The 23775-nt window shown below is 48.8% G+C and carries 25 protein-coding genes; 6 read left to right on the forward strand and 19 right to left on the reverse strand.

The genetic code is table 11. The features are described 5' to 3' along the window. Positions 1-295: 295 nt before the first annotated feature. Positions 296-1165 carry a nucleotidyltransferase-like protein gene (locus tag GC097_RS20990; protein ID WP_171685272.1) on the reverse strand — a complete coding sequence of 290 codons (870 nt, stop codon included), beginning with the start codon at positions 1163-1165 and terminating at the stop codon, positions 296-298. A 122-nt stretch (positions 1166-1287) separates the two neighbouring features. Here GC097_RS20990 and GC097_RS20995 point away from each other — a divergent pair, with 122 nt between their 5' ends. Continuing rightward, on the forward strand, positions 1288-1692 hold the full coding sequence (locus tag GC097_RS20995; protein WP_171685273.1) for a YgzB family protein: 405 nt from the start codon (positions 1288-1290) through the stop codon (positions 1690-1692). Between the two features lie 54 nt (positions 1693-1746). Here the strand turns inward: GC097_RS20995 and GC097_RS21000 are convergent, their stop codons facing one another. From GC097_RS21000 to GC097_RS21070, 15 genes are all read right to left on the reverse strand, one after another. Next, positions 1747-3459 carry a glycosyl hydrolase family 18 protein gene (locus tag GC097_RS21000; RefSeq protein ID WP_246294381.1) on the reverse strand — a complete coding sequence of 571 codons (1713 nt, stop codon included), beginning with the start codon at positions 3457-3459 and terminating at the stop codon, positions 1747-1749. Between the two features lie 124 nt (positions 3460-3583). Continuing rightward, entirely contained in the window at positions 3584-4018 is a 435-nt protein-coding gene (perR, locus tag GC097_RS21005; protein ID WP_171685274.1) for a peroxide-responsive transcriptional repressor PerR, read from the reverse strand. Between the two features lie 97 nt (positions 4019-4115). After that, positions 4116-4700 carry a DUF6677 family protein gene (locus GC097_RS21010; protein WP_171685275.1) on the reverse strand — a complete coding sequence of 195 codons (585 nt, stop codon included), beginning with the start codon at positions 4698-4700 and terminating at the stop codon, positions 4116-4118. A gap of 23 nt (positions 4701-4723) precedes the next feature. Next, positions 4724-5032, reverse strand: coding sequence for a hypothetical protein (locus GC097_RS21015; protein WP_171685276.1), 309 nt, complete (start codon positions 5030-5032; stop codon positions 4724-4726). Beyond that, positions 4983-5585: an RNA polymerase sigma factor gene (locus GC097_RS21020; protein ID WP_171685277.1), complete on the reverse strand. Its 603-nt coding sequence runs from the start codon at positions 5583-5585 to the stop codon at positions 4983-4985. The genes GC097_RS21015 and GC097_RS21020 overlap by 50 nt, the downstream gene beginning before the upstream one ends. A 61-nt stretch (positions 5586-5646) precedes the next feature. Next, complete coding sequence (locus tag GC097_RS21025; RefSeq protein ID WP_171685278.1) at positions 5647-6354, reverse strand: MgtC/SapB family protein; 708 nt, start codon at positions 6352-6354, stop codon at positions 5647-5649. Positions 6355-6411: 57 nt separating this feature from the next. Continuing rightward, positions 6412-6894 carry a GNAT family N-acetyltransferase gene (locus GC097_RS21030; protein ID WP_171685279.1) on the reverse strand — a complete coding sequence of 161 codons (483 nt, stop codon included), beginning with the start codon at positions 6892-6894 and terminating at the stop codon, positions 6412-6414. A gap of 72 nt (positions 6895-6966) precedes the next feature. After that, entirely contained in the window at positions 6967-8418 is a 1452-nt protein-coding gene (gene gatB, locus GC097_RS21035; RefSeq protein WP_171685302.1) for an Asp-tRNA(Asn)/Glu-tRNA(Gln) amidotransferase subunit GatB, read from the reverse strand. 33 nt (positions 8419-8451) lie between these two features. Further along, positions 8452-9909, reverse strand: coding sequence for an Asp-tRNA(Asn)/Glu-tRNA(Gln) amidotransferase subunit GatA (gatA, locus tag GC097_RS21040; protein ID WP_171685280.1), 1458 nt, complete (start codon positions 9907-9909; stop codon positions 8452-8454). Positions 9910-9937: 28 nt separating this feature from the next. Continuing rightward, positions 9938-10225 carry an Asp-tRNA(Asn)/Glu-tRNA(Gln) amidotransferase subunit GatC gene (gene gatC / locus GC097_RS21045; protein WP_171685281.1) on the reverse strand — a complete coding sequence of 96 codons (288 nt, stop codon included), beginning with the start codon at positions 10223-10225 and terminating at the stop codon, positions 9938-9940. A 154-nt stretch (positions 10226-10379) separates the two neighbouring features. Next, entirely contained in the window at positions 10380-11669 is a 1290-nt protein-coding gene (locus tag GC097_RS21050; RefSeq protein ID WP_171685282.1) for a TolC family protein, read from the reverse strand. Positions 11670-11693: 24 nt separating this feature from the next. Then, the gene (locus GC097_RS21055) at positions 11694-12902 is read right to left on the reverse strand and encodes an ABC transporter permease (RefSeq protein WP_246294382.1); all 1209 of its coding nucleotides are present in this window, start codon (positions 12900-12902) and stop codon (positions 11694-11696) included. A gap of 8 nt (positions 12903-12910) precedes the next feature. After that, complete coding sequence (locus GC097_RS21060) at positions 12911-14185, reverse strand: HlyD family secretion protein (protein WP_171685283.1); 1275 nt, start codon at positions 14183-14185, stop codon at positions 12911-12913. 36 nt (positions 14186-14221) lie between these two features. Further along, entirely contained in the window at positions 14222-14791 is a 570-nt protein-coding gene (locus GC097_RS21065; RefSeq protein WP_171685284.1) for a TetR/AcrR family transcriptional regulator, read from the reverse strand. A gap of 142 nt (positions 14792-14933) precedes the next feature. After that, complete coding sequence (locus GC097_RS21070) at positions 14934-15314, reverse strand: ATPase (RefSeq protein ID WP_171685285.1); 381 nt, start codon at positions 15312-15314, stop codon at positions 14934-14936. Positions 15315-15479: 165 nt separating this feature from the next. Between GC097_RS21070 and GC097_RS21075 the strand changes: the two genes are divergently transcribed. Then, positions 15480-15764 carry a DUF3817 domain-containing protein gene (locus GC097_RS21075; RefSeq protein WP_246294383.1) on the forward strand — a complete coding sequence of 95 codons (285 nt, stop codon included), beginning with the start codon at positions 15480-15482 and terminating at the stop codon, positions 15762-15764. A gap of 169 nt (positions 15765-15933) precedes the next feature. Next, the gene (locus GC097_RS21080) at positions 15934-17331 is read left to right on the forward strand and encodes an MATE family efflux transporter (protein ID WP_171685287.1); all 1398 of its coding nucleotides are present in this window, start codon (positions 15934-15936) and stop codon (positions 17329-17331) included. Positions 17332-17746: 415 nt separating this feature from the next. Here GC097_RS21080 and GC097_RS21085 read toward each other — a convergent pair whose 3' ends face one another. The 3 genes from GC097_RS21085 to tkt form a co-directional block, all read right to left on the reverse strand. After that, positions 17747-18238 carry a NanQ anomerase/TabA/YiaL family protein gene (locus GC097_RS21085; RefSeq protein ID WP_171685288.1) on the reverse strand — a complete coding sequence of 164 codons (492 nt, stop codon included), beginning with the start codon at positions 18236-18238 and terminating at the stop codon, positions 17747-17749. A gap of 115 nt (positions 18239-18353) precedes the next feature. Beyond that, entirely contained in the window at positions 18354-19010 is a 657-nt protein-coding gene (gene fsa / locus GC097_RS21090) for a fructose-6-phosphate aldolase (protein ID WP_171685289.1), read from the reverse strand. Between the two features lie 31 nt (positions 19011-19041). Continuing rightward, positions 19042-21072, reverse strand: coding sequence for a transketolase (gene tkt, locus GC097_RS21095; protein ID WP_171685290.1), 2031 nt, complete (start codon positions 21070-21072; stop codon positions 19042-19044). A 114-nt stretch (positions 21073-21186) separates the two neighbouring features. On the opposite strand from tkt, the gene GC097_RS21100 reads away from it, so the two are divergent. The 3 genes from GC097_RS21100 to GC097_RS21110 all read left to right on the forward strand — a co-directional run bounded on the left by GC097_RS21100 (position 21187) and on the right by GC097_RS21110 (position 23600). Next, the gene (locus tag GC097_RS21100; protein WP_171685291.1) at positions 21187-22077 is read left to right on the forward strand and encodes a LysR family transcriptional regulator; all 891 of its coding nucleotides are present in this window, start codon (positions 21187-21189) and stop codon (positions 22075-22077) included. Positions 22078-22379: 302 nt separating this feature from the next. Then, complete coding sequence (locus GC097_RS21105) at positions 22380-22832, forward strand: hypothetical protein (protein ID WP_171685292.1); 453 nt, start codon at positions 22380-22382, stop codon at positions 22830-22832. A gap of 630 nt (positions 22833-23462) precedes the next feature. Continuing rightward, positions 23463-23600, forward strand: coding sequence for a hypothetical protein (locus GC097_RS21110; protein ID WP_171685293.1), 138 nt, complete (start codon positions 23463-23465; stop codon positions 23598-23600). The last annotated feature ends 175 nt before the right edge of the window (positions 23601-23775 follow it).

A 23775-nucleotide genomic window follows, 5' to 3' on the forward strand; every position in this document is an offset into this window, starting at 1 on the left:
CTCGACTGTGCTTACTCACTTGTTGTTCAGTTTTCAAAGATCAATTTCTTTCTTTTTTTCACCGCCCGTTTAGCGGCGACTTTTATAATATATCACATCTAGGCTAATCAATGCAAGCTTTTTTTATTTTTTCTTTTTTCTTGCTTCGCTTACACCTTGTACTTCATTAGCTTATCGTGCGAACCGTTTTTAGCGGCGAGAGTTAATTTATCATAGAATTCCATTCAAAGTCAAGCAATAAATTTAAAATAAAAAAAGAACCAGAATAACATCTGATTCTCACTAAGTTTTACCGTCATATGCTTGTATATCGCAGCTCGATTTCTGAAGCTTCCTCATCGAAAAGAATAGCCACTTCTTTGATCAAACCTTTTTTGACGAGCTTGTTTAGCAATAGAGGCAGCTCTGTTTTTATTTCTATTAATTGAGCATGCTGTTGAAGTTCATCCGAACTCAGTGCCTTATCGGTTTCTTTGAGCACTTGAATAAATGCTTCGCAGCATCTCTCCATTTTAGACATAACCGAAAACTCACAGGCAAGCAATACAAGCTGAACCCGTTGTTTCAACGTCTCCTTGCTCATCGTCAATTCCTCATACAGCTTGTACACCCCTGGATTTATCGCGCGGATCTGCCTCCATACGGTAATTTCCGGATGGTAGCCATCCTCAATAATGACAATGCGGGCCCAGTGATGCAAGGCTTCTAAAACGTTATTATATGCATCGAGCAAATGATCATCGAGGATATACTCTTTGCTTTGAAGATATTTGCGCAGGAAAAGAGAGAACTCAACGAGAAGCTTATGCTCACGCAGATCAGCCGGGAATTCAAGTATGCGATGGCGCAGCCCTTCTAAATACGTATTGTGATCCAGAAGTATCTCCCCTTTTAGCAGCCAGTGAAGGATATTTCGGTTGTGACCTTGACGTATCCATTGTTCAATGGAGGAGGGATCAACCCACCTTTCTTGTATCCGAGAATCGTCTCTTATATAATTAGCAGTATGATTGTTCAGGCTCAGGTCGTTCGTAACGATAAGCAGAAGTGTATCAAAGCCATCTGTCAGTGAGGGAAGTTGCTTAGGATTATCTACCGCCATGACGCTAATGATCCGCTTGTCATTTCGGAACTTAAGCAAAAACTGCTCTTTATCGATTCCCATGGGTGTCCAAAGCTCCTGTCTCCAATTGTTTATATCTTATTTCTACAACACAAGAGGAGTTTCCTGCTGTATTCTGTGACAAATCATACAAAACTGATAGCAAATTATGGGGGGAACTACACGTGCGTTTCAGATCAAGTAAAGTTAACGAATTTCGCTTGTGGGGTCTTGCGCTAACGATGGGCGGCATGCTGCTTATGATTATAGGTTTAGCGGGGATCGTTTTTGACTGGGGAAAAGCAGGTCGTATCATAGCTGTCATCTTTATGATTATCGGGATGGTTTCCATGTTGGTTAGTATGGGTATCTACTTCTGGGCTGGCATGCTCTCCACGTCAGCGATTGCTCTGGATTGTCCGGAATGCGGAAGAAGAACGAAAATGCTGGGAAAAACGGATCGCTGCATGTTCTGTAAAACGATACTCACAGTTGATCCTCAGTTCCAACCTACAGCCGAGAACGAAACAGCCGCCGGACAAGCCGTTCCAATCGAACCGAACAGAGATCATGAGCATAAGCCTCATTAAAAGCGTAAGACCAAAAAAGCCGTCCCCTTTTTGAGGGTTCGGCTTTTTCTGATCTTACGGTGCTGCCGGAGATAATCCATCCTGGATCACTTTCCACATCGATGATTGCTCAAAGCCTCTTCGCCAAGTGGCCACTCCGGCCAAGTCGTACTTTTTGACGAGATCAAGCCGTGCTTTGATCGAGGTTTCATCCTCCAACCAAATGCGAATAAGCTTTTCGCCGTCTTTGTACTCCACATAGTTTTGTCCGGTATCCGGCAGAAACACAGGGGTTAACTTTTTATCTTTGATGATGGCCTGAGCGGCCTCCATGGTTAAAGTTTTGGAAGTGGCCGTCAGTTTGCCGTTTTTCATCTCTTCTGTCCATTGTCGCGTATAATATGGCACACCCAATACCAGTTTGGAAGGCGGAACCTTATCCGCGTTCAAAATCTGAGACACGGAGCGTTCCGTCCATGGCAATGAGGACACGGAGCCTGACTTGGGACTGGTCGCCCAATATTCGTCATAGGCCATGACCATCATATAATCAACCACTTCGGCAAGCGCTGGACGGTCATAGAACACCGACCACATCTCATTGGTGGATTTGGGAGTTACATCAATGGACACGGCTAAGCCCTGTTCATGCATAAAAGGAGTCATTTCCCGGACGAACTGGACGAGATTATCTTTATCTTTGAGATAAACGTTTTCGAAATCGATATTGATGCCTTGCAGTTTATACGTCTGTGCAAAACCAAGCAATTGTTTGATTACTTTCATACGGCGATCATAGGTCGATAACACTTTATTGGTCACATCAGGATCAAAACCGTTGCTGAACAACGCCCAAACCTGATAACCGCGGGATTGCGCCCATTTGACGTAAGACGCGTCGGCTAAGTTTTTAAGGCGTCCTTCTCCGTCAGCCAGCGAGAACCAAGTCGGACTGACGACTTGCAAACCCGGCATATCGCCAAGTTTGGTTGTATCGGGATTTTTGGTGATTACGTGTTCCCAAGTCATATTCAACTTACCGGCAGGAGGCTTCCAAGGCACATAGGTTGATGTTTGCTCCTGAACGGGAATCGTTTCTTCATGATCGATCGTAATGTCCGATTTACGAACATAGCCAATCTGTCCGGTTTGCTGCTGAACCCGATACCATTCTTCCTCTTCCCCAAGCAGCATCACCTGCTCATCTACCGCAAGACTGGAGAGAAACGGCGCTTTAATCGAGGCAAAGGTACGCAGCTGCGCTTCTTTGGAGGCCGCATGTTTTCCCCATTTGAGCACTTCCCCTTTTTTGAATAACAGAACGGCGCCCGATTTCTCAGATTCCCTGATTTCAAAAGGATACAGCTCGCGCAGCGGCTCTATAGGCACATAAATGTCGTTTCCTTTCTTCTCAACTGGAAAAGACAGGGTAATCGGCTTCTCGTTCATCAATGCCGAAAGTTCAGTCGTCTTTAACCGCAGCACTTTATCTTTGGTTGTGATGATGACGGAATCACTGCTTTTTTCATATATGATAGAAGGGTCGATCCACTCTTGAATGAGCTCGAGAGGAAGCTTTAGTCCCTCTTTTTCACCAATCGCGCTTAACTTATAATAATTCCCTTGATAAAAGACCGGCTTGCTTAATTCATGATATTCGGTATCTACTTTCGTACGATTCGGTGCAAGCTGCTCCCATACATAGGTAGCCGCACCCGCGGCGAACATGCCGATAAACAGTGAACAGATAAGGAGGATTTTCTTCGACGATCTTTTGCGCTGCTGCAAGTTTTCACTTCCTTTATGCGATATAAAAAGAAAAAAACGCGCTCTCACCTCCCGTTAATACGAGAAGGTTCGATCACGTTTTATTATACAACATAGATACAGGTAATGAGGAATTCTGCGAAAGTTAATGCTTGGTAACCCCTGCGCAATCCGGGCAGACACCATAGACCTCTAACCGATAACCGCCAACCTGAAAACCGGTTTGTCCGGCGGCGGTATGCTCAATATCATGAAGAGGCGGGTATTCAAAGTCCGCAATCTTGCCGCATACTTCGCAAACCGCATGGTAATGATCGGTCATATCCGCATCAAAGCGACTCGAGCTGTCTCCATAAGTCAGTTCCCGAACGAGTCCCGATTCAATAAAAACTTTAAGATTATTGTAAACAGTCGCTACGCTCATGTTAGGAAATTTGGATTCAAGGGACTTGTAAATATCATCTGCTGTCGGATGCGTCATGGAATCCAGCAAATAGGACAAAATCGCATGACGTTGAGGCGTCATTCGAACACCTGTTGTTTTCAATTTAGCTAAAGCCTGTTCTAATTGTGCTGCCATGTAACACACCACCCGCTGTTAGTCAATAAAACCTTACATTACATTGTACGTGTGGTCATTCCCTTTTGTCAATCATGGTTGATGGATTCGCAGCAGGTCAGTGCTTATTTTTACGTGAATCAAGGACATAAAGCGCCAAACCTCCAAGAACGAGGGCAATAGACCCCATATACGAGCCCATAAAATCAAAGAGTCCGGTAACCCACCGCGGCTTATTGCTTAAAAGAAAGAACAGCACACCGGCAACGACGAGAAGCACACCCATGTTGGTGCCTTTGATCAGCTTCTGTAAAGGATCTTGGAACTCATGGTCATAAGACCCTGCAACATCGCCCAGCTCATTGCGCCGGTTCACGTAATCCGTAATTTGAAGAGCATCAAAGAGGTTATAGAAATAAATCACTGGAATAAATAAAGCAAATAGGGTAACGGCCGGTACGCTTGTATGCTCCTGAGAAGCTAGCGATGTAATGATAAAAATATCAAGGATCAACATCATCATCAGAAATACGCCGCGCTGCATGAGCCCTAAGTAAAAGTGTCCAGTTCCCGGGACAATGAACGATAATACCCCTGCAACCCACTTGCGCTTCCTAGGTATAGGATAATAAGGCGCATAATTCGGATAGGAAGAATCCGTTGTATACGGGGGGATATGCGAACTGTCTTTTGGTATATGCATGTGAAAGGCCTCCGATCCTCTTGTCATAATCGCTCAGATAAATGCTGCAAATACGTTGTGATTTTAATGATTCCCAAATCAATATTCATGATTTTGTGAATGATTCCAGTTTGGAAAAGGAACACGGTTGCTGCCGTTGCAACGAAGCCGTTGAACCAAGCTTTCCGTCGGTACATCTGCATGCCCGTTTGCGGCTGGGGAATCTCATCCCTTTGGACAGCGCGCATGATACGTTCCGTCAGCAAGGGGCTTGGTTCATGCAGCGGCAGCTCGTCTAACAGCTTATTTAGGCGCTGCGTGAGCCGGATGTCTTCCTGCTGTTTGGGATTCATGCGAATTCACCTCCAACCATTTTTCTTTGAGCATCGCTTTTCCCCGGTATAGTCTGGTTTCGAGCGTTTTCAGGGGCAGCCCTGTGGCTTCGGACATCTCCTGGTACGAGAGCTGCTTATAATGATACAGAAACATGATTAATCTGTATTTGTCCGGAAGCTCGGATAACAGCCCCTGCATCCGTTCTTGCTCGTCTTTCAACAGCGCGATTTCTTCGGGCTGCTCCCTGCTGTCTGTGAACCAGCCCTTCATCTTATCGAGCAGCGCTTCATAGGGCTTGCGCTTCTGTGAACGCCGAAAGTCAGTCACTAGATTCGTCGTCATGCGGTATAACCAAGTCGTGAACTTCGCATCCCCTCGAAAATGGGATAAGGAACGAAACAGCTTGACGAACACATCCTGGGTTAAGTCTTCAGCAGTTTCCTTGTGCCCTACCATTCGGTATATAAGCGTATAGATATAGCTTTTGTGCCGCTCTACCAATATACGATAAGCATCGGAATGACCTTGACGGACCCGATCGATCAGCTGCTCATCCGTCAAATTGTCCATGCCCCGCCTTCCCCCTTTCATTTCGTCTTAACACTTAGACGCTTCTCGCGGAAGGACCCCTTCAATTTTTACTTTTTTCTATGGTAACGCCGCTAACGCCTTCGATTTGATTGATGCCTTCTAGTACGGAGACAATGATGGACGGTTTAGGAATGGTGACATGAAATGTAATTTGAACGTGATTCGGCTTGTTCGGATTCTCTTGCTCCTCTAAAGTGATTTTGCGAATATCCACTTTCTCTTTGCCTAAAAGGGTAGTGACCAGCCCGAGTGTCCCCGGTTGGTCGACTGCCTGAATTTTGAGAATGCGTATTTTCTTCCCGTTAAAAAACTTATGTTCCACTTTGTTCAGGATCCACAAGGAGATTAGCACCATGAAGCAAGCCAAAACGGCCGGATAATAGAATCCTGCCCCGACGGCAAGCCCAATCCCCGCCACAACCCAAAGGGATGCCGCAGTCGTCAGTCCCGTAATGGACCGCCCGTTAAAAATAATCGTTCCGGCGCCCAGGAAGCCGATACCGCTGATAACTTGCGCCGCTAGACGCGAAGGATCGAGACGAACATTGACTTCATTGACAAAAGCGCTAAATCCATACATGGAAAGCAGCATGACCAAGGCTGACCCCACACAGACCAAAATATGCGTGCGAAGCCCTGCGGCATGAGAGCTCACTTCCCGTTCAAACCCGATTAAACCGCCAAGAAAAAGCGCCAATACTAGCCGTATGGTGACATGAATTTGATCTATGACCCATGGATTACTCACAAGGAACCGCCTCCTTCTAGACGTGGAGAGTTTATTGTATCAAGACTGTAAAAAGCGTTAACGGCTTGCCACCGGCCGCTCAAATGTGGTTAAAGAAACGCCGGGAGGAACGGTGAATACCCGCTTCGCTATAAAATCAAAGCTTTGATACAGCTGGATAGCCGGTAAATTGTCCGTTCCGGTCGAGACGACAAAAAGCTGCGCGCCATTATTTTCTTGCTCTTGTAGTATATGTTGCAGCAACGCTCTAGCAATTCCGCGCCGAAAAAAATTCGGATGGACCATCATCCGGCAAATCGTAATAACACAGCCTTCACGGGAGTAGGAAATGGCGCCAACCAACTTGCGCTCATCCGCTTCTTGAACGTAATAGCCGTAGAACGTTTCCTCAGCCTCGCGAATGGACTGGATGCCGTCCTTTAGCGGAGGGATGTCATCAAAGCCGATCAGATCTGCTTCCACGCGGTAAGAAGCGATTTGTAGCGCCAACAGATGCAAGATGTCTTCATTGGTATGTAATGAAAGCGGCTGTATGAACATGCAGAAGCCTCCTCGATCGATGTTATATGTAAAAAAAAGTGGCGACCGCCAAGGGTTCACCACTTTACTTTATCATTTGCTGTTCAGGCACTCCAGAATTAATTTGTTGACTAGTCCTGGATTTGCTTTGCCTTTGGTTTCTTTCATCACTTGTCCGACCAAGAAGCCAACGGCTTTCTCTTTACCGGCTTTGAAATCGGCAACCGATTGCGGACTGTTGTCAACAACCTGCTGGACAACAGCTTTAATAGCGCCCTCGTCACTGATCTGAACGAGCCCTTGCTCTTCCACGATCTTCTGCGGCTCTTTACCGGATTCGATCATTTCTTTGAATACGGTTTTGGCGATTTTGTTGGAAATCGTGCCTTTTTCGATCAGGCCGATCATTTCGCCTAAGCCCTTGCCTGTCACTTTGACATCGGCAAGTTCAAGATTGTTTGCATTCAAATAACCGAGTAGATCGCCCATGATCCAGTTCGAGACCGCTTTGGCATCCTGCGTAAAGTTAAGGCTCTCTTCGAAGAAGTTAGCCAATTTCATAGAAGAAGTAATGACGTCGGCATCATAGCTCGGCAAGCCGTACTGGCTGCTGTATCTTGCTTTGCGCGCATCAGGCAGCTCAGGGATCGTGGCTTTGACGCTTGCTTTCCATGCATCGTCGATATAGAGGCTGACGAGATCCGGATCCGGGAAGTAGCGGTAATCATGCGCATCCTCTTTGCCGCGCATCGAGAGCGTCTTGCCCTGCCCGTCATCCCAGCGGCGCGTTTCCTGCTCGACTTCGCCGCCGCTGCGGAGAATGTCCGCTTGACGGTATTCCTCGTACTCCAGTCCTTTCAGGACGCCGCGGAACGAGTTCATGTTCTTGAGCTCGGCTCTCGTTCCGAACTTCTCCTGTCCGAAAGGACGCAAGGAGATGTTCGCGTCGCAGCGCATCGAGCCTTCCTCCATTTTCACATCGGACACGTCGCAATAGATCATGATCGCTCTAAGCTTTTCCAAATAGGCTCTGGCTTCCTCAGGCGAACGCAGATCAGGCTCAGACACGATCTCGATGAGCGGCGTACCCGCCCGGTTCAAGTCAACGAGCGAGGCGTATCCGCCATCCACGTGAGTCAGCTTGCCCGCATCTTCCTCCAAGTGAACGCGAGTCACGCCAATGCGCTTGGTTTCGCCGTTCACTTCAATATCAACCCATCCGTTCAAACCAATCGGCTGATCGTATTGGGAAGTTTGGTACGCGTCCGGGGAATCCGGATAAAAATAGTTTTTGCGGTCAAATTTGCTATGCGTAGAAACGGTGCAATTCAACGCCATAGCCGCTTTCATGGCATATTCTACCGCTTGGCGGTTCAGCACGGGCAGTACGCCCGGGTGACCTAAACAAACGGGACATGTATTCGTATTCGGAGGTGCACCGAATGAAGTTGCACAACCGCAAAATATTTTGGATGCGGTATGAAGCTCAACGTGAACTTCAAGACCGACGACCGTTTCATATTGGGTATCTGTTGCCGACAAAATAAATGCCTCCTTCGTTACTCATGAACTATGAACTTACAATTGCGGGCGCTGCTTATGGTGATCAGTATGCTGCTCGAAAGCGTGGGCTACACGCAGTAGAGTAGCTTCATCCAGCGCTTTGCCGATGACCTGCAGGCCAACCGGAAGTTCGTTCACGAATCCGCAAGGTACGCTAATCGCAGGAATCCCCGCCAAGCTGACCGGAATGGTCATGATGTCGTTCAAATACATTGTGAGCGGATCGTTGCTTTGCTCGCCGATTTTGAAAGCCGGCGTAGGCGCCGTCGGCCCGATGATGATATCGTATTTCTCAAACACTTGATCAAAATCCTGCTTGATCAATGTGCGGACTTGTTGAGCTTTCAAATAGTAAGCGTCATAGTAGCCTGAGCTTAGCGCATACGTGCCAAGCATAATCCGGCGCTTGACCTCAGGGCCAAAGCCTTCGCTGCGGGACAAGTGATACAAGTCTAGCAGGTTGTTGGCATTATCCGAACGAACGCCGTAGCGAATACCGTCAAAACGAGCGAGGTTCGACGACGCTTCAGAGGACGCAAGCAAGTAATACGTCGCAACGGCATACTCGGAGTGCGGCAGGGACACTTCTTCCCACACAGCGCCTAAGCCTTCAAGCACTTTGAGCGCTTCCAGCACTTTCTCTTTAACTGCAGGGTCGATCCCATTGCCCATGTATTCTTTCGGTACGCCGATGCGCAATCCTTTGACATCTCCGGTCAATGCGCTGAGGTAATCAGGGATGTCCACTTTCGCAGAAGTGGAATCTTTCGCATCATAGCCGGCAATAGCTTGCAGCAGATAGGCGGAGTCTTCTACGTTCTTCGTCAATGGCCCGATTTGATCGAGCGAGGACGCGAACGCGACGAGGCCATAGCGGGACACAAGGCCGTACGTCGGCTTCAGCCCGACGATGCCGCAGTAAGCCGCCGGCTGGCGGATCGAGCCGCCGGTGTCGGAGCCCAGCGAGAAGTACACCTCGCCTGCCGCAACGGCTGCAGCAGAACCCCCGCTGGAGCCGCCGGGCACATAATCCGTGTTCCACGGATTATGGGTCGGATGATAGGCGGAGTTCTCGTTCGAGCCGCCCATCGCAAACTCATCCATATTCAGCTTGCCGATGGTCACGGTTTGAGCATTCTTCAGCTTACTGACAACGGTAGCGTCATAGATCGGATTGTAATTCGATAAAAACTTGCTGGCACAAGTCGTTCTTAGTCCTTCGGTGACCATATTGTCTTTGATCCCAATGGGAAGACCGAATAAGTCGCCACGCGCATTGCCGCTCGCGAGCTGCTCGTCCAATTTGGCCGCAGCTTGTCTCGCATTCTCTTCATCTAAGGTAAGGAAAGCGCGAACCTTGCTTTCCACTTGCCCAATTCTTGTATAGGATTGATCCACGAGATCGGCAACGGTAATCTCTTTGCCTTGAAGCTTCGCGTGAATTTGTTGTAGGTTTAGATCAAACAAAGACAACGACAGGCACTCCCTTTCATATGGTTCTCTATTCTAAAACAGCCGGAACTTTGAATTGCCCGTCTTCTTGATCGGGTGCGTTCGCCATGACTTTCTCAATCGGCAGCGACGGCGTAACGACGTCTTCCCGCATCACGTTGACTAACGGCATGGCGTGGCTCGTTGGAGCAACTCCTTCCGTATTCAAACCGTTCAACTGCTCGGCATATTTTAAAATGCCGTTAAGCTGTTCGGTAAACAGTTCTTTCTCATTTTCGCTAAGATCGAGTCTAGCCAACTTTGCGACATGATCGACATCTCTTCTGGTAATGCTCAAGTTTTCTACACCCCTTTGATCAGCATTTAGTCATTCTTTTCATTATATCCCAGATAATTTGTGAACTCAATCCAGAAATAACCACAGCTCCCTTGCGGCAAAGGTTCCGGGGAACCGCTGCGAATAAGGAACTGTGGTTATTTGGGTGAACTATTTATTGGATGAATCCTGTATCCATAGCCTTCGCTTTTTCATTCAGCACATAGTATTTTAGCTTGGCTGCGGCCAGCGTCGTTTCGTTCTGATCCACTTTTAGCTGAAACTTGTTCAGATCATGCTTGGAGATGACGCCTACGTCGTACCGAAATTTCATTTTTTGCAAATCCGCTTGAACGTCAGTCAGATTCCGCTGCTCCGTAAGGACTGCGGCATACGCATTTTTGGCATCGTTATACGTAGATTGGATTTTTTTCGTCAGTTCGAGTTTCGTTTGCTCGTTTTTCTGGCCGGTGATCGCCAAATTAACGCCCAAATACGTCTCACCGTAAGTGTTCTGGGTTACTGTATGCCCCGTTTCCCATACCGCTTCGTCCATGTTATTGCCGGAAGCTTTCATTTGATAGGAAGATTTCAATAAGGTCATCGTGTCCGTTTCTGCGACGGGCTGGACCGAAATAGCGTCAATATCTTTGAGCACTAAGTTAGGATCATAAGAAATTCCGATGTCCGTCGAAAGCTGCACAAGTCCTAAACGATAATTGTTCAGCAAAATAACGGTATCGTCCTTCTGCTTGTTAATGGCCTTTTGCGCCGTCAGCACATCCTCGGAGGAGGCCAAGCCTTGCTGCGAGAGCAGCGTTGCGCGCAGCAGTTCCTTCTCCATCACGCTTTCGTACTCGTTCATGAAAGCAAGCTGCTTTTGCTGGCCCAGCAGTTGCACGTATTGCGCGATCGTTTGCAGACGAATGCCGGCTTTCGCTTCATCGGTTTGCAGCAGCGAATTTCGCTGATCGGTCCCGAGCTGATGCGCTGCCGTTCTCATTTGCGCCCGTTGGGAGGAAATGATCGCGTTCATACCGCCGGCAAGAGCGCCCATCCCCTGCATCATCTGGTTCATGGCATTATTTTGCATCACGGTCCAAGCAATATCGGTTGGATCTGTAAGATTAGGCAGCAGCGGATTTCCCGTATTGGTGACCTCCGCTGGTGTGCTTGGCAGGTGACCTGATGTAAAAGACGCCGAGCCCATGGCATCCATTTGCTCCTCGAGGTCCCCCTTTTTGCTGCCTTGGGCGGCATATTTGAGCGTGAGCATCGCCAGGTTATGCGAATCTTTCAGCGCTTTATCCAGCACGTAGTCCAAATCAACGGAGGAAACGGTCTCCAGGATATCCACGTTCACGTAAACATTTTGATCGGGATCCTGAACCGTATCGGCATAAGCGAGAGCGGAGCTGGAAAGGAGTAACATAGCTGTCGAGAAACTTATGAGCGTTTTTTTCAAAAAAATCGCTTCCTTCCTTAATGGTTATACGGTGAGATTGGAGCCGGACGACAGTGCAGGCTGAGCAGCGGATGCTTTCTTTTTGGAAAAGACAACAAAACGCGTTAACAGCATCGCAATGAAATACGTCAGAGCCCCAGTTAAAATGAGTGCGACACAATCATGCCAAATGACCGAGAAGTCATTCCCCTTCACGAACACGTTGCGCACCCCGTCCAAGAAATACGTGAGGGGCAGCATGTGGCCGAACACCTGCAGAGCTTTAGGCATCGCCTCGAACGGCCATGTAAAGCCCGAAAGCATGAAGGACGGCACAGCGATAAGCATGGCGGTTTGCGTAGCCCCGAGCTGATTGCCCGAGAACAAGCTGATGAGATATCCGATCCCGCTGACCGCAAAGGTAAAGCTAAGAATAATCGCCAAGCCAACAAGCAAGCTGCCGCTCATCGGCGCGCCGAAAGCATATAAAGCAATGACAAAGGTGACGGACGTGTTGAAAAGATTTATTAAGAAATAGGGGGCTGTCTTCGCGTATGCGATGCGCCATGGGTTTCTTTTCCAAGCCTCAAAACGCTGCCACGTACCCGCATCTTTCTCCCTCGTAATCGTTAAAGCAATACCAAGAAATAACACTTGCTGCAAAATAGCGCCAACAAGACCGTACAGCATAAAGTCACTGTAGTTAAATGTAGAGTTATACATAATGCGATACCGGTACGGAATCGGCGAAAGAGTGTTCATGACCTGCTCATTCTGGAGTCCTTGCTGCATCTGCAGCTTTTTCTGCGAGAATCCCATGCTGAATGTCGTAATCACTTCGTTAGCGCCTTTGGTCGCCGAGTTCGATATCATCATATTGCTGCCGTCAATCAGCGTAAGGAGCGGCAGCGTCTCGCCATGCTTCAGCTTCGCTTCAAAATTCGAAGGAATAATGAGACCAACCTTCGCTTCCCCTGTCTCCAGAGCCCGCTTCACTTCTTCTTCCGAGTGATACTCCTTCTTAATCTCGAACGTCTCGCTCTGCTCGAAAGCTTGAATGATCTGACGGCTGAGCGGACTCTGGTCTTCATCGATAACCACTGTCGCCATCTCCGTCACTTTGTGGTGGACGTAAATAGAACCGAAGAGCACGGTATACATGATCGGAACGAAGAACAAGATCAGAAAAAGACGCCGGTCCTTCAGAATGTGCATCCATTCTTCCGCTATCAGCTTGCCAATCCGAAGATCCATCTCTTTCATCATCCTTCCGTTTTACCGTTCCATTGCAGGGTCATGCCGGTCGTGGCTGTGTCTGGCAATGTGCCTAGTTCGATTTTGATTCCAAAGGAACGGATATCCGTTTCACCTGAGGTTTGGGTTGCTTTCTTAATGGCAAAATCCGGCGCTGCCGCCACAGACGTTACGGTACCTTCGACTTTCTCGCCTGTTGACACCATCGTCATGCTGATTTTGTTCCCTGCTTTCAGTCCGGCAATCGACGTTTCCGGCAAGTAAAACTTAGCCCAGCGCTTCTCTGACGATTCCATAGAAAAGACAGGGAACCCTGAGCCTACAAGCTCGCCGACTTGTGCGGATTGGTACAATACGACACCGTCCGCCGGTGCCAGCAGCTCGGTATAGCTCAAATAAGTCTCTGCTTCCAGCTGTGCGGCTTGCGCTTGTTGTTCGCCGGACTGCGCGGATTTGACCGCGCCTTGGGCTTGCTGCACAGCTGCGTTCGCTGCCGCAACATCGCCTTGTCTTACCTGCACCGTCCCGCGGTTAGCTTCGGCCAGCTTCAAAGACGCTTGTGCTTGCTCAAGCAGCGCTTCCGCTCCGCGAATCTCCTCCTCGCGCGGCCCCTGGTTCGCCATGTTCAACTGCTGCTGCGCCAGATCGCGCTTGGTCTTCGCCTCTTCGTAGCTGACCTTCACTTTGTCTACGTCCGCTTGTGAGACTAGGCCTTGCGCCAGCATCGCGTTCATCCGGTTCAAATTCTGCTCGGCGATCGCATACACTTCGGAAGCTGCCTGAAATTGAATCTCGGCCTGCTTCTTCTCTTCCGGGCGTGCGCCGTTCTTCAGCGCATCCACCTTCGCTTGCGCGGCGTTGACCGCAGCTTGGGCCTGTGCGACCTGCTGCTCGGCGGTATCCGCCGTCACGTTCACGCCCGCAATGCCCTGCTGCTTCTTCGCTTCCGCTGTAGCCGTCGCGCCTTGCGCTTCCGCGATTTTGCCTTGAGCTAGCGCGACAGCGGCTTTGGCCTGCGCAACCTTTGCTTCAATCTCGGCGCTTTGCAGACGGGCAAGCACCTGCCCTTTTTTCACCTTATCCCCTTCTTTCACAAGGATTTCGGTGACTCTGCCGCCTACCTTAAAGCTGGCGCTCACTTCGTTCGTTTCAATATAAGCCGTAGGATGTACTTGATTCACGGCATCGGTTTGACTTGTAGCTGACTTGGTCGTAAGCAAAAAGGCACTGGTGCCAATGACGATGGCCATAGCCGAATAAACCATTGGTCGAATAAAATGCATAAAAAGATCCCTCCACAAAATAATAAAATTAAACCTTTACTGATTTAAGAAATTGCCGAAGTACACTTGCAGCAGCTTCAAAATCTTCTCGTCGGTCAAAGGCTCATTCTGCTTCTCCCAATCGAACACTAAAGCCACGTACAGCTTAAATAAAATAAAAGCCGTCATCTTCGGCTCGCAATTTTTCATCGTGCCATTATGTACCGCACGCTCGATATGTTCAGCTATGAACTGAACAACTTCCGTCTCAATGCTTGCCATGGCTTCAATCGTCACCGTGCTGCCGAATTGCTGCACCTCGTGAGCTAGTTGAATAAGCAGCTCATGCTCTTTGCGAAAAACGAGAACGCCATAGAGCGCGCTGTGAATTTTCTCAAAAGACGTCGCACCCTCCGCGATCGCTTTCTCGGCGACTGCCTTCATTTCAGCGATTAAAGACTGAATAATTTCATGCAGAAGCTCTTCTTTATTGGCAAAAAACGTATAGATCGTCGCTTTGCCTACACCGGCAATTTTGGCGATTTGATCCATCGTCGTACCTTTGTAACCGAATAGAGAAAATGACTTTTTCGCTGATTCCATAATTAACTTTTTCTTGGCATCCATTCGCGCACCTCAGAACTAAAATACTAAAATAGTTTTGTGTTCGGATATTAATGTACCACCATTTGCCGAATTTATCAACCGTTCTCTGTAAAAAAAGAAAAAACCCGCTGTTTTAGCGGGTTTCTACGACATCTATAAGGGATTAAATCCAAGCCTTCAGGCCGATTTGTTTAATGAAATCTTCTCTGGACTGCACTTCTTTGTCCCGTTCTTTCTCCGGCTCCGGAATTGCGCCGCCGTTCATCACTCTTCGGAACAGCTCTTCGTTCTTCGTGGCAAGCGCGAAATCAATCAACGCTTCTTTCTCGATTTGGGCCGCTTCCTGTTGGAGAAGCACTTCTTCAAGCTCTATATCCGAAGCAGGTACGTAATAGTGCTTATTGTCTTTAGGCACGCGAATAACGTAATCGAAAATATTATCGTTATTCCGTTCGTAAGCAATGATATATCCATATCCGCCGATTGGCAGGTTCTGTTCTAAACAATCTGCAATAAAGATGACTCTCTCACCAAGACGAAGCATCTGATTTCCCCCTACCTCTATGAAGCTACTGTTAAGCTATTCCTATTATCCTACTAAAAAAACTAGGTTGTGTCCAATTGAAACACATTGTTCATACTCCATACATATTTCTCTTCTAAAATAAGTCTAAAATGATAAATCATAAGTCTAAGGGAGATGCACGCATTGCTAAAACGATCTCTAAACACCTTGCGTTACGTTGGTTGGGCTGAAGGTATCTCATTTCTGATTTTGCTAGGCATTGCCATGCCGCTCAAATATGCCTTTGATTTGCCTCAAGCCGTCATGGTTGTAGGGATTACACACGGGTTTCTATTCGTTCTCTATCTTTTATCCATTGCTTGGGTTACACTTCTGCATCGTTGGTCTATTTGGCGCGTGCTGGGAGCTTTCCTGGCCGCATTCATTCCTTTTGGTCCTTTTATTCTGGAGCGCCGCATATTGAAATAGCCTATTCATGCAGATGCATTCAATCATTCCAAAAGGGTTATCCTACAAGCTGTTCAAGCAGATTGTGGGATAGCCCTTTTGCGCAAAATTTTAGGATAGAGGAAGGAACTGGTATAGTAATAAAAGAAAAAAGAGATGGAGGCAAGTCAGAAACATCAGGAGGGTAACAATGCGCGAAAGCGGGAACACATCTGCGAAAGCAAGACCTTCACTAACGGAAGGCCCGATTGCTAAAACTTTAATCTTATTTTCATTGCCGATTCTGCTAGGCAACGTGCTTCAAACGCTTAATGGCTCTATCAATGCCGTGTGGATCGGCAAATATCTGGGCGAAGGCGCGCTCGCGGCAACCTCGAATGCCAACATCATCATGTTCTTTTTAATGAGTTCCATCTTCGGATTCGCCATGGCAGCGGTTATTTTGATCGGTCAAAATCTCGGCGCGAAAAAGACCCATGAGGCCAAAAAAGTCGTCGGCACCAGCACGGTCTTCTTTTTCCTTCTATCTATTATTGTGGCCGCACTTGGATTGCTATTTTCCACTACCATCCTGACATGGATGAATACGCCGCCGGATGTGAAGGACCTTGCGGTTACCTATACGCGGATTATTTTCGCCGGTGTTCCATTTATGTTCGGCTTTAATCTGATTATGGCGATATTGCGCGGTTCCGGCGATGCGAAGACGCCTTTTTACTTCTTGCTGTTGTCCGCCATACTGGATGTCATTCTGAATCCTATTTTAATCGACGGGATCGGTCCTTTTCCGAAAATGGGCATTGCCGGCTCAGCCGTTGCCACCTTCATCGCTCAATTGATCAGCTTCGTGCTACTCATTATGTATTTGTATCGCAAAAAATATTTTCTGCGGATTACCAAGGAAGATATTCCGCTGCTGCGCATTGATTGGATGATCATTCGCACCTTGATTCAAAAAGGGGTCCCCATGGGCTTGAACATGGTCGTCGTATCCGTCAGCAATTTATTGCTCGTTCATCTCGTAAATTCGTATGGATCCGAATCAACGGCGGCCTTCGGCATTGCGATGCAAATATCCAGCTATGTGCAGATGCCGGCGATGGCGATTGGCGGAGCCGTTACCTCTATGGCCGCTCAGAACATCGGCGCCGGCAAGTGGGACCGGGTAAACCGCATTACATGGACTGGTGTTGGTGTCAATATTGCGATGACAGGCTTGATCGTCGCCGTGTTGACACTGTTCAACCGCGAGGTCGTCTCGCTGTTCCTTCCGCCGGAAGGGAAAGCGATCGCGCTTGGTGTGCACATCAATAATTTAACGTTGTGGTCGTTTATCATTTTTGGCGTCTTTAACGTCGTGGCGGGTGTAGTCCGTTCTGCCGGCTCCGTGGTGTTCCCGCTTGTCGTAGCCTTTATTGCGCTGCTGCTGGTCCGTATCCCACTCGCTACTCTGCTCTCCCACAAATACGGATTTGACGTGATCTGGTGGAGCTTCCCTGTAAGCTTCAGTGTAGCGGTAACGCTGAATCTGCTCTACTACCGGTTTGGCAAATGGAGAGAAGCCAGAATGATGCCGGCCAAAGCTTGATAAATAAAAGGACTGCCCTAAAGTTGCTGATGACTTGGGGCGGTCCTTTTTTGTTAGCGGGTGGTGATGCGCGTGATGGCTGATTCGGCTGCACTATGAGGAATTAGTACCGCCCGATGTGCGAGGGAACTACAGGGCTTTATTTGAGCAAAATGCGGCGATATCCAGAGACAGAGGGAACTAGAGGGTCTTATTTGTCTGAAAAAGCCTACAATCACGCCAAAATCGGTGGAATAGGGGATCATAGTTCCCTCAAAATAATCAATGGGATGCTTTCTTGGAAAATAGCGGATCATAGTTCCCATTCGATCAACTCTGCAAAGCTTTCTAATAGAAAAAAGACTATCTGTAAGTCATTCCTGACCTTCTGAGATAGCCCCACGCGCTGAAATGAAAACGCTGTCAGCCACTCTTTTTAAAGCTGCAGCAGGTCTTTGTGTACTTTAACTACGATCTTCTTGTTGGCGCTCGCCTCGGTAATGGAGCAGTTCGGCCGGTGAATATCCGACGGAAAGCATACCGCGAACATGCCTGGTTGCAAAAGAATGCCCGTCTCGTACTCGGCAGGATCCGTTTCGTAGAATGCGATATCATGTGAATCGAATTTGTTATCGATCACTTTCGCGTCCGGATGCAGCTTGTAGAAACAAATTTTCTCTTCACCGCTGACCAGAAACTGAATATCCGTGTATACCTTATGGGATTCCGGCAATTGTTCCTCGGCTGGACAAGTAACAACTTCCTGTACGTTGGCAAACATCAGATGGCCGTTATCGCCTTCCAAATCGTATCTCCCGGCCTCAGCCTCGGCCAGATTGCGGCTCACAATGTAATCGATCCCCCGCCCGATCGCCGGAGGCCACAGATGGCGCTCTTGTTCGAAATGCTTTAAATCGCTAATAATCATTTGAAACCGGTCTCCTTCGATGCATGAAATAGAATAGTAATCCTACAAGTACTATAGCCTATATCGAGAAAAAAGACCCGCTTTATACAAAGCGAATCTTTTAACTCAAACGGTATTAGAACGTTTTTTGATTTGCGCCTTCCCAGTCGGCCAAGAACTTCTCAATACCCGCGTCAGTAAGCGGATGTTTGCTCATGGATTCGATAACTTTGTAAGGCACCGTTGCAATATGGGACCCTGCAAGCGCGGCTTCAATCACGTGTGTGGAGTGACGGACGCTGGCAGCGATAATTTCGGATTTGATGTTATGCACTTGGAAAATTTGGCTGATTTCCTTAATCAGGTTCATCCCGATTTGGTTAATATCGTCCAAACGTCCGATAAATGGCGAAACAAATGTTGCGCCTGCACGTGCAGCAAGCAGCGCTTGCGTCGAGGAGAAGATCAAAGTGACGTTCGTTGGAATCCCCAATGATCTGAACACGCTGGTCGCTTGAAGACCATCCAACGTCATTGGCAGTTTGATGACGATGTTCGGGCTAAGCTGAGCCAGCTTTTTCCCTTGCTCCACCATTTCGTCTGCTTTCAAAGAAACAACTTCAGCGCTAATTGGAACATCGCCGACGATGGAGATGATTTCTTTCACGGTTTCGAAGAAATCTCTGCCTTCTTTTGCAATAAGTGAAGGATTGGTCGTTACGCCTGCAACTACACCTAAAGCGTGTGCTTTGCGAATTTCTTCTACATTGGCTGTGTCGATAAACAATTTCATCCTGTATCCCTACCTTTTCTCCCTTTGCGGGTTAATCTTGGAAATACTTCTGTTTGATTTGTTGTACGATTGCTTCGGCGGTAAAGCCATATTCACGAATTACGCGATCTGCCTTCGCGGATGCCCCGAACTTGCGGATGCCCACGACGAAGCCTTTGCCTCCCGTAATGTCTTCCCATCCAGCAGGATATGCCATCTCAATGACGACATTTGCTTTTACATTCGGATTAAGAACTGCCTGCTGCACGTCCAAAGATTGCTGCTCAAACAGCTCACGGCTCGGCATGGAAATGACATTTGCACCAATTCCATATTGCTCCAACTGCTTCTTCACGTCAAGTGCCAAGGTGACTTCGGAACCTGTTGCGATGAGCTGAACATCCGGCGTTGCTCCAGGAGTGGCCTCAGCCAGTACGTAAGCGCCTTGATGAATATGGGCAAAAGCAAGCTGGTCCGTGCCAGGCAGTACCGGCAAGTTTTGACGGGACAAGGCAAAGACGAACGGGCCTTCTTTGGCTTGCATGACGTACTCCCAAGCCGCTGCCGTTTCGTTCGCGTCCGCAGGACGGAACAGCGTCAGATCCGGAATCATCCGCAGGGATGGGATCTGTTCGATCGGTTGATGCGTCGGGCCGTCCTCACCGACAGCGATGCTGTCGTGCGTGAACACGTACGCAACAGGCAGTTTCATGAGCGCGGACAAGCGGATTGCACCGCGCAAGTAATCGCTGAACACGAGGAACGTACCGCCGAAGACCCGCAGTCCGCCGTGCAGCAGCATGCCGTTCAGCGCTGCGCCCATGGCGAATTCCCGGACGCCGAACCAGAAGTTGCGGCCGCTGTAATCCGCGGCGCTGAATGCCGCAGCGTCGTTAAGCATGGTGAAGTTGGAACTCGCCAGGTCGGCAGAGCCGCCCACCAGCTGAGGAACCCGCTTCGCCAGGCCGTTAAGCACTTTGCCGGACGCGGTGCGCGTCGAGATAGCGCCGCTCTCCGGTGTAAAGCGCGGCACATCGGCGTTCCAGTCCGCCGGAAGGTCGCCGCTGCTTGCAAGCTCGAACTGCTGAGCGAGCTCGGGATAAGCAGCCTGGTAGCTGCTCCACAGCTGCTCCCAGCTTGTTTGGGCTTCAGCGCCAAGTTGCTTGAAGTGGGCGAAGTGCTCGTAAACCTCAGCCGGAACGTGGAAATCCGGCTCCAACGGCCAACCCAGCGCCTGTTTCGTCAGGAGCAGTTCTTCTTTGCCGAGCGGCGAGCCGTGCGTGCCGCCGTGGCCGCCTTTGCCGGCTTTGTTCGGGGAACCGTAGCCGATCGTTGTTTTGATCTCAATCAGCGTTGGACGGCTAGTGTCCGCCTTACCTTCTGCGATCGCCGCGGAAATCGCCTCGACATTGTTTTGCTCTTCCACGCGCAGGTACTGCCAGCCGTAAGATTCCATTCGTGTCTTCACGTTCTCGGAGAAAGACATGTTCAACTCTCCGTCAAGCGAAATGTCGTTGGAATCATAAAGCACGATTAGCTTACCCAATTTCAAGTGCCCAGCCAAGGAAGCAGCCTCAGAAGAAACACCTTCCATCAAATCGCCGTCTCCGCAAATCGCATACGTGTAATGATCGACAATCGGGAAGTTCGGTTTATTATAGATCGCAGCTTGGTGCGCTTCAGCTATCGCAATGCCGACAGCCATCGCTACGCCTTGGCCAAGCGGTCCCGTAGTAGCTTCTACACCAACGGTGTGGCCGAATTCCGGATGTCCGGGCGTAAGGCTGCCCCACTGGCGGAATTCTTTGATGTCTTCAAGTGTTAAGCCATAACCGCTTAAGTGCAGCAGGCTGTATAGCAGCATCGAGCCATGTCCGGCGGAAAGCACGAAACGATCGCGGTCCACCCATTTGGCATCGGCAGGATTATGTTTGAGATGCTGTGTCCATAGGGCATATGCCATAGGAGCGGCACCCATCGGCATGCCGGGATGACCCATCGCGGCTTTCTCGACAGCGTCAATCGTCAGCGTGCGAATTGTGTTGATGCTTAACTCTTCAATACCAACAGTTGTCTGATTCAAAAGAGGACCCCTCCATCAATTAGTTGATTTTTGTTGCTGATACTCTTTATTATAAGGATAGTTAGAGCATTCAAATAATTGATAGTTTCAATACTTGCTATAGAAGGTGTCTATATGGTGAATTTTGAGCTGTATAAAGTGTTTTATTTGACCGCGCGATCAGGCTCCTTATCCAAAGCCGCTAAAGAGCTGTATATTACTCAGCCGAGCGTCTCGCATTCCATCAAGCTTTTGGAGGAATGCCTGGGGCTTCAGCTCTTTGCCCGAACATCCAAGGGTGTGGAGCTTACGAAGGAAGGTTCTGTGCTGTACTCCTATATTGAACAGGCGTACAATTTTATTTCGCTTGCCGAGGAAAAGCTGAGTGAGCTTCGTAATTTCTCAAGCGGGGAGATTAAAATCGGCGGCAGCGACTCCTTGTGCAAGCACTACCTCCTCCCTTTTTTGGAAGCGTTTCACGAACAGTATCCGCATGTCCAGATTAATTTGGTGCATGGTACGACGCCGGAAATCGTGAAGCATTTGAAGGAAGGCAAAATCGATATCGGTATCGTGAGAACCCCCATTCATGATGAGCAACTGCAGGTGCGCGAAGGGATCACGATCCAAGACTGCTTTGTTACGGGGCCAAAATACCGGGAGCTTACGCTGGAAAAAGCAACCCTTGCCGATCTGCTGGAATACCCGGTCATTTTGTTTTCCAGCAACAGCTCCTCGCGCAAGTTCGTCACTCGGCTGTTCAGCGATCACGGCTTGCAGCTTGAGCCGGAAATCGAGCTGGGCAGCGTGGATTTGCTGATTGAGTTCGCGAAGATCGGCTTCGGCGTCTCCTTCGTGACGAAGGAGTTCGTCGCAAAGGAACTCGCCGAGGGCAGTTTGTTTGAAGTGAACTTGGACGTTGCGATTCCCTCGACGAAGATCGGCATTATTACTTTGCGGAATATGCCTTTGTCGACAGCCGCCGCTGCTTTTATTGCCGAGCTGGAGAAGCCTGCGCTGGCGTGAGATGGAAAGACCGTCTTGGCATCTTTCTGCCAGACGGTCTTTCTATGTTGTACGTTGTACAACATTAAGGGCTGAAATCCGCTGATTTTGGACCATATAATCTAAAATGATAGTACTTTGTACAATCAAGCCGGGGATTGCAGGGGGTTGACGGCTTTTTTGTTGCACTAAGTGCAACAAAGGGCTGGCGGGGTGGTGTTGGCGGCGAGTAATAAGGAAGGAGCTCCGGCTGGGGGGACAATACTTGGGCTTAGGAGCTCCATCTGGTGGGGAGCAATACTTGGGCTTAGGAGCTCCAACTGATGGGTGACAATAACTTGGGCTTAGGAGCTCCGGCTGGGGAGACAATACTTGGGCTTAGGAGCTCCCTCTGGTGGGAAATAATACTTGGGCTTAGGAGCTCTTTCTGGTGGGAAACAATACTTGGGTTTAGGAGCTCCTTCTGGTGGGAAACAATACTTGGGCTTAGGAGCTCCTTCTGGTGGGTGACATTACTTGGGCTTAGGAGCTCCGACTGGTGGGTGACATTACTTCTGCTTAGGGGCTCTAACTGGTGGGTGACATTACTTCTGCTTAGGGGCTCTAACTGGTGGGTGACATTACTTCTGCTTAGGGGCTCTAACTGGTGGGTGACAATACTTCTGCTTAGGGGCTCTAACTGGTGGGTGACATTACTTCTGCTTAGGGGCTCTAACTGGTGGGTGACATTACTTGGGCTCAGGAGCTCCGACTGGTGGAGACATACTTTTGCTTAGGAGCTCCGGCTGGAGGGAGACGATAATTGGGCTTAGGAGCTCCATCTGGTAGGGACCGATTCTTGTCTTCCTATGTTGTACTTTGTACAACATTATGGCTGTAATATCGCCTCAGCCCTCTCTATGTTGTACACTGTACAACATTAAAGGCTGAAATCCGCTGTTTTAGAACCATTTGAGCTAAAATGATTGTACTTTGTACAATGAAGCCCGGGATTGCAGGGTGTAGAGTGCTTTTTCATTGCACAAAGTGCAACATAGACTAACGGGGTGATGATGGTGACGAGGAATAAGGAGCTCTGGCTGGGGGGAGACAATACTTCTGCTTAGGAGCTCCTTCTGGTGGGTGATAATACTTGTACTTAAGAGCTCCCTCTGGTGGGAGACGATACTTCTACTTAGGAGCTCCGTCTGGTGGGTGACATTACTTGGGCTTAGGAGCTCCAATTGGTGGGTGACAATACTTGGGCTTAGGAGCTCCCTCTGGTGGGAAACAATGCTTGTGCCTAGGAGCTCCGACAGATGGGAGACAATACTTCTACTTAGGGGCTCCGACAGATGGGAGACAATACTTCTACTTAGGGGCTCCGACAGATGGGAGACGATACTTCTGCTTAGGGGCTCCGACAGATGGGAGACGATACTTACGCTCAGGAGCTCCGGCTGGTGGGTGACGATACTTGTCCTCAGAAACTCCGGACGGACAGCACGGACGTTATTCACCATTTCCAGCCTGAAATGATGGCCAACGGATACCAGAGACGTTAAATAGCTGTTTTTGAGCTAATATCCTTTGTTTTCGCCTAATAACGTCTCTCACATCCGTTAGCTCAGCGAAAGCACAACTTCGGCAACAATAACGCCTGTGGTGTCCGTGAGCAAAGCAGCAGCAGCAGCAGCAGCAGTTGCACGCACTTTCCTCAGAGCAGTTGCACGCGCTTTG

The organism is Paenibacillus planticolens, from assembly GCF_013141725.1.
GTDB classification, from domain to species: domain Bacteria; phylum Bacillota; class Bacilli; order Paenibacillales; family NBRC-103111; genus Paenibacillus_E; species Paenibacillus_E planticolens.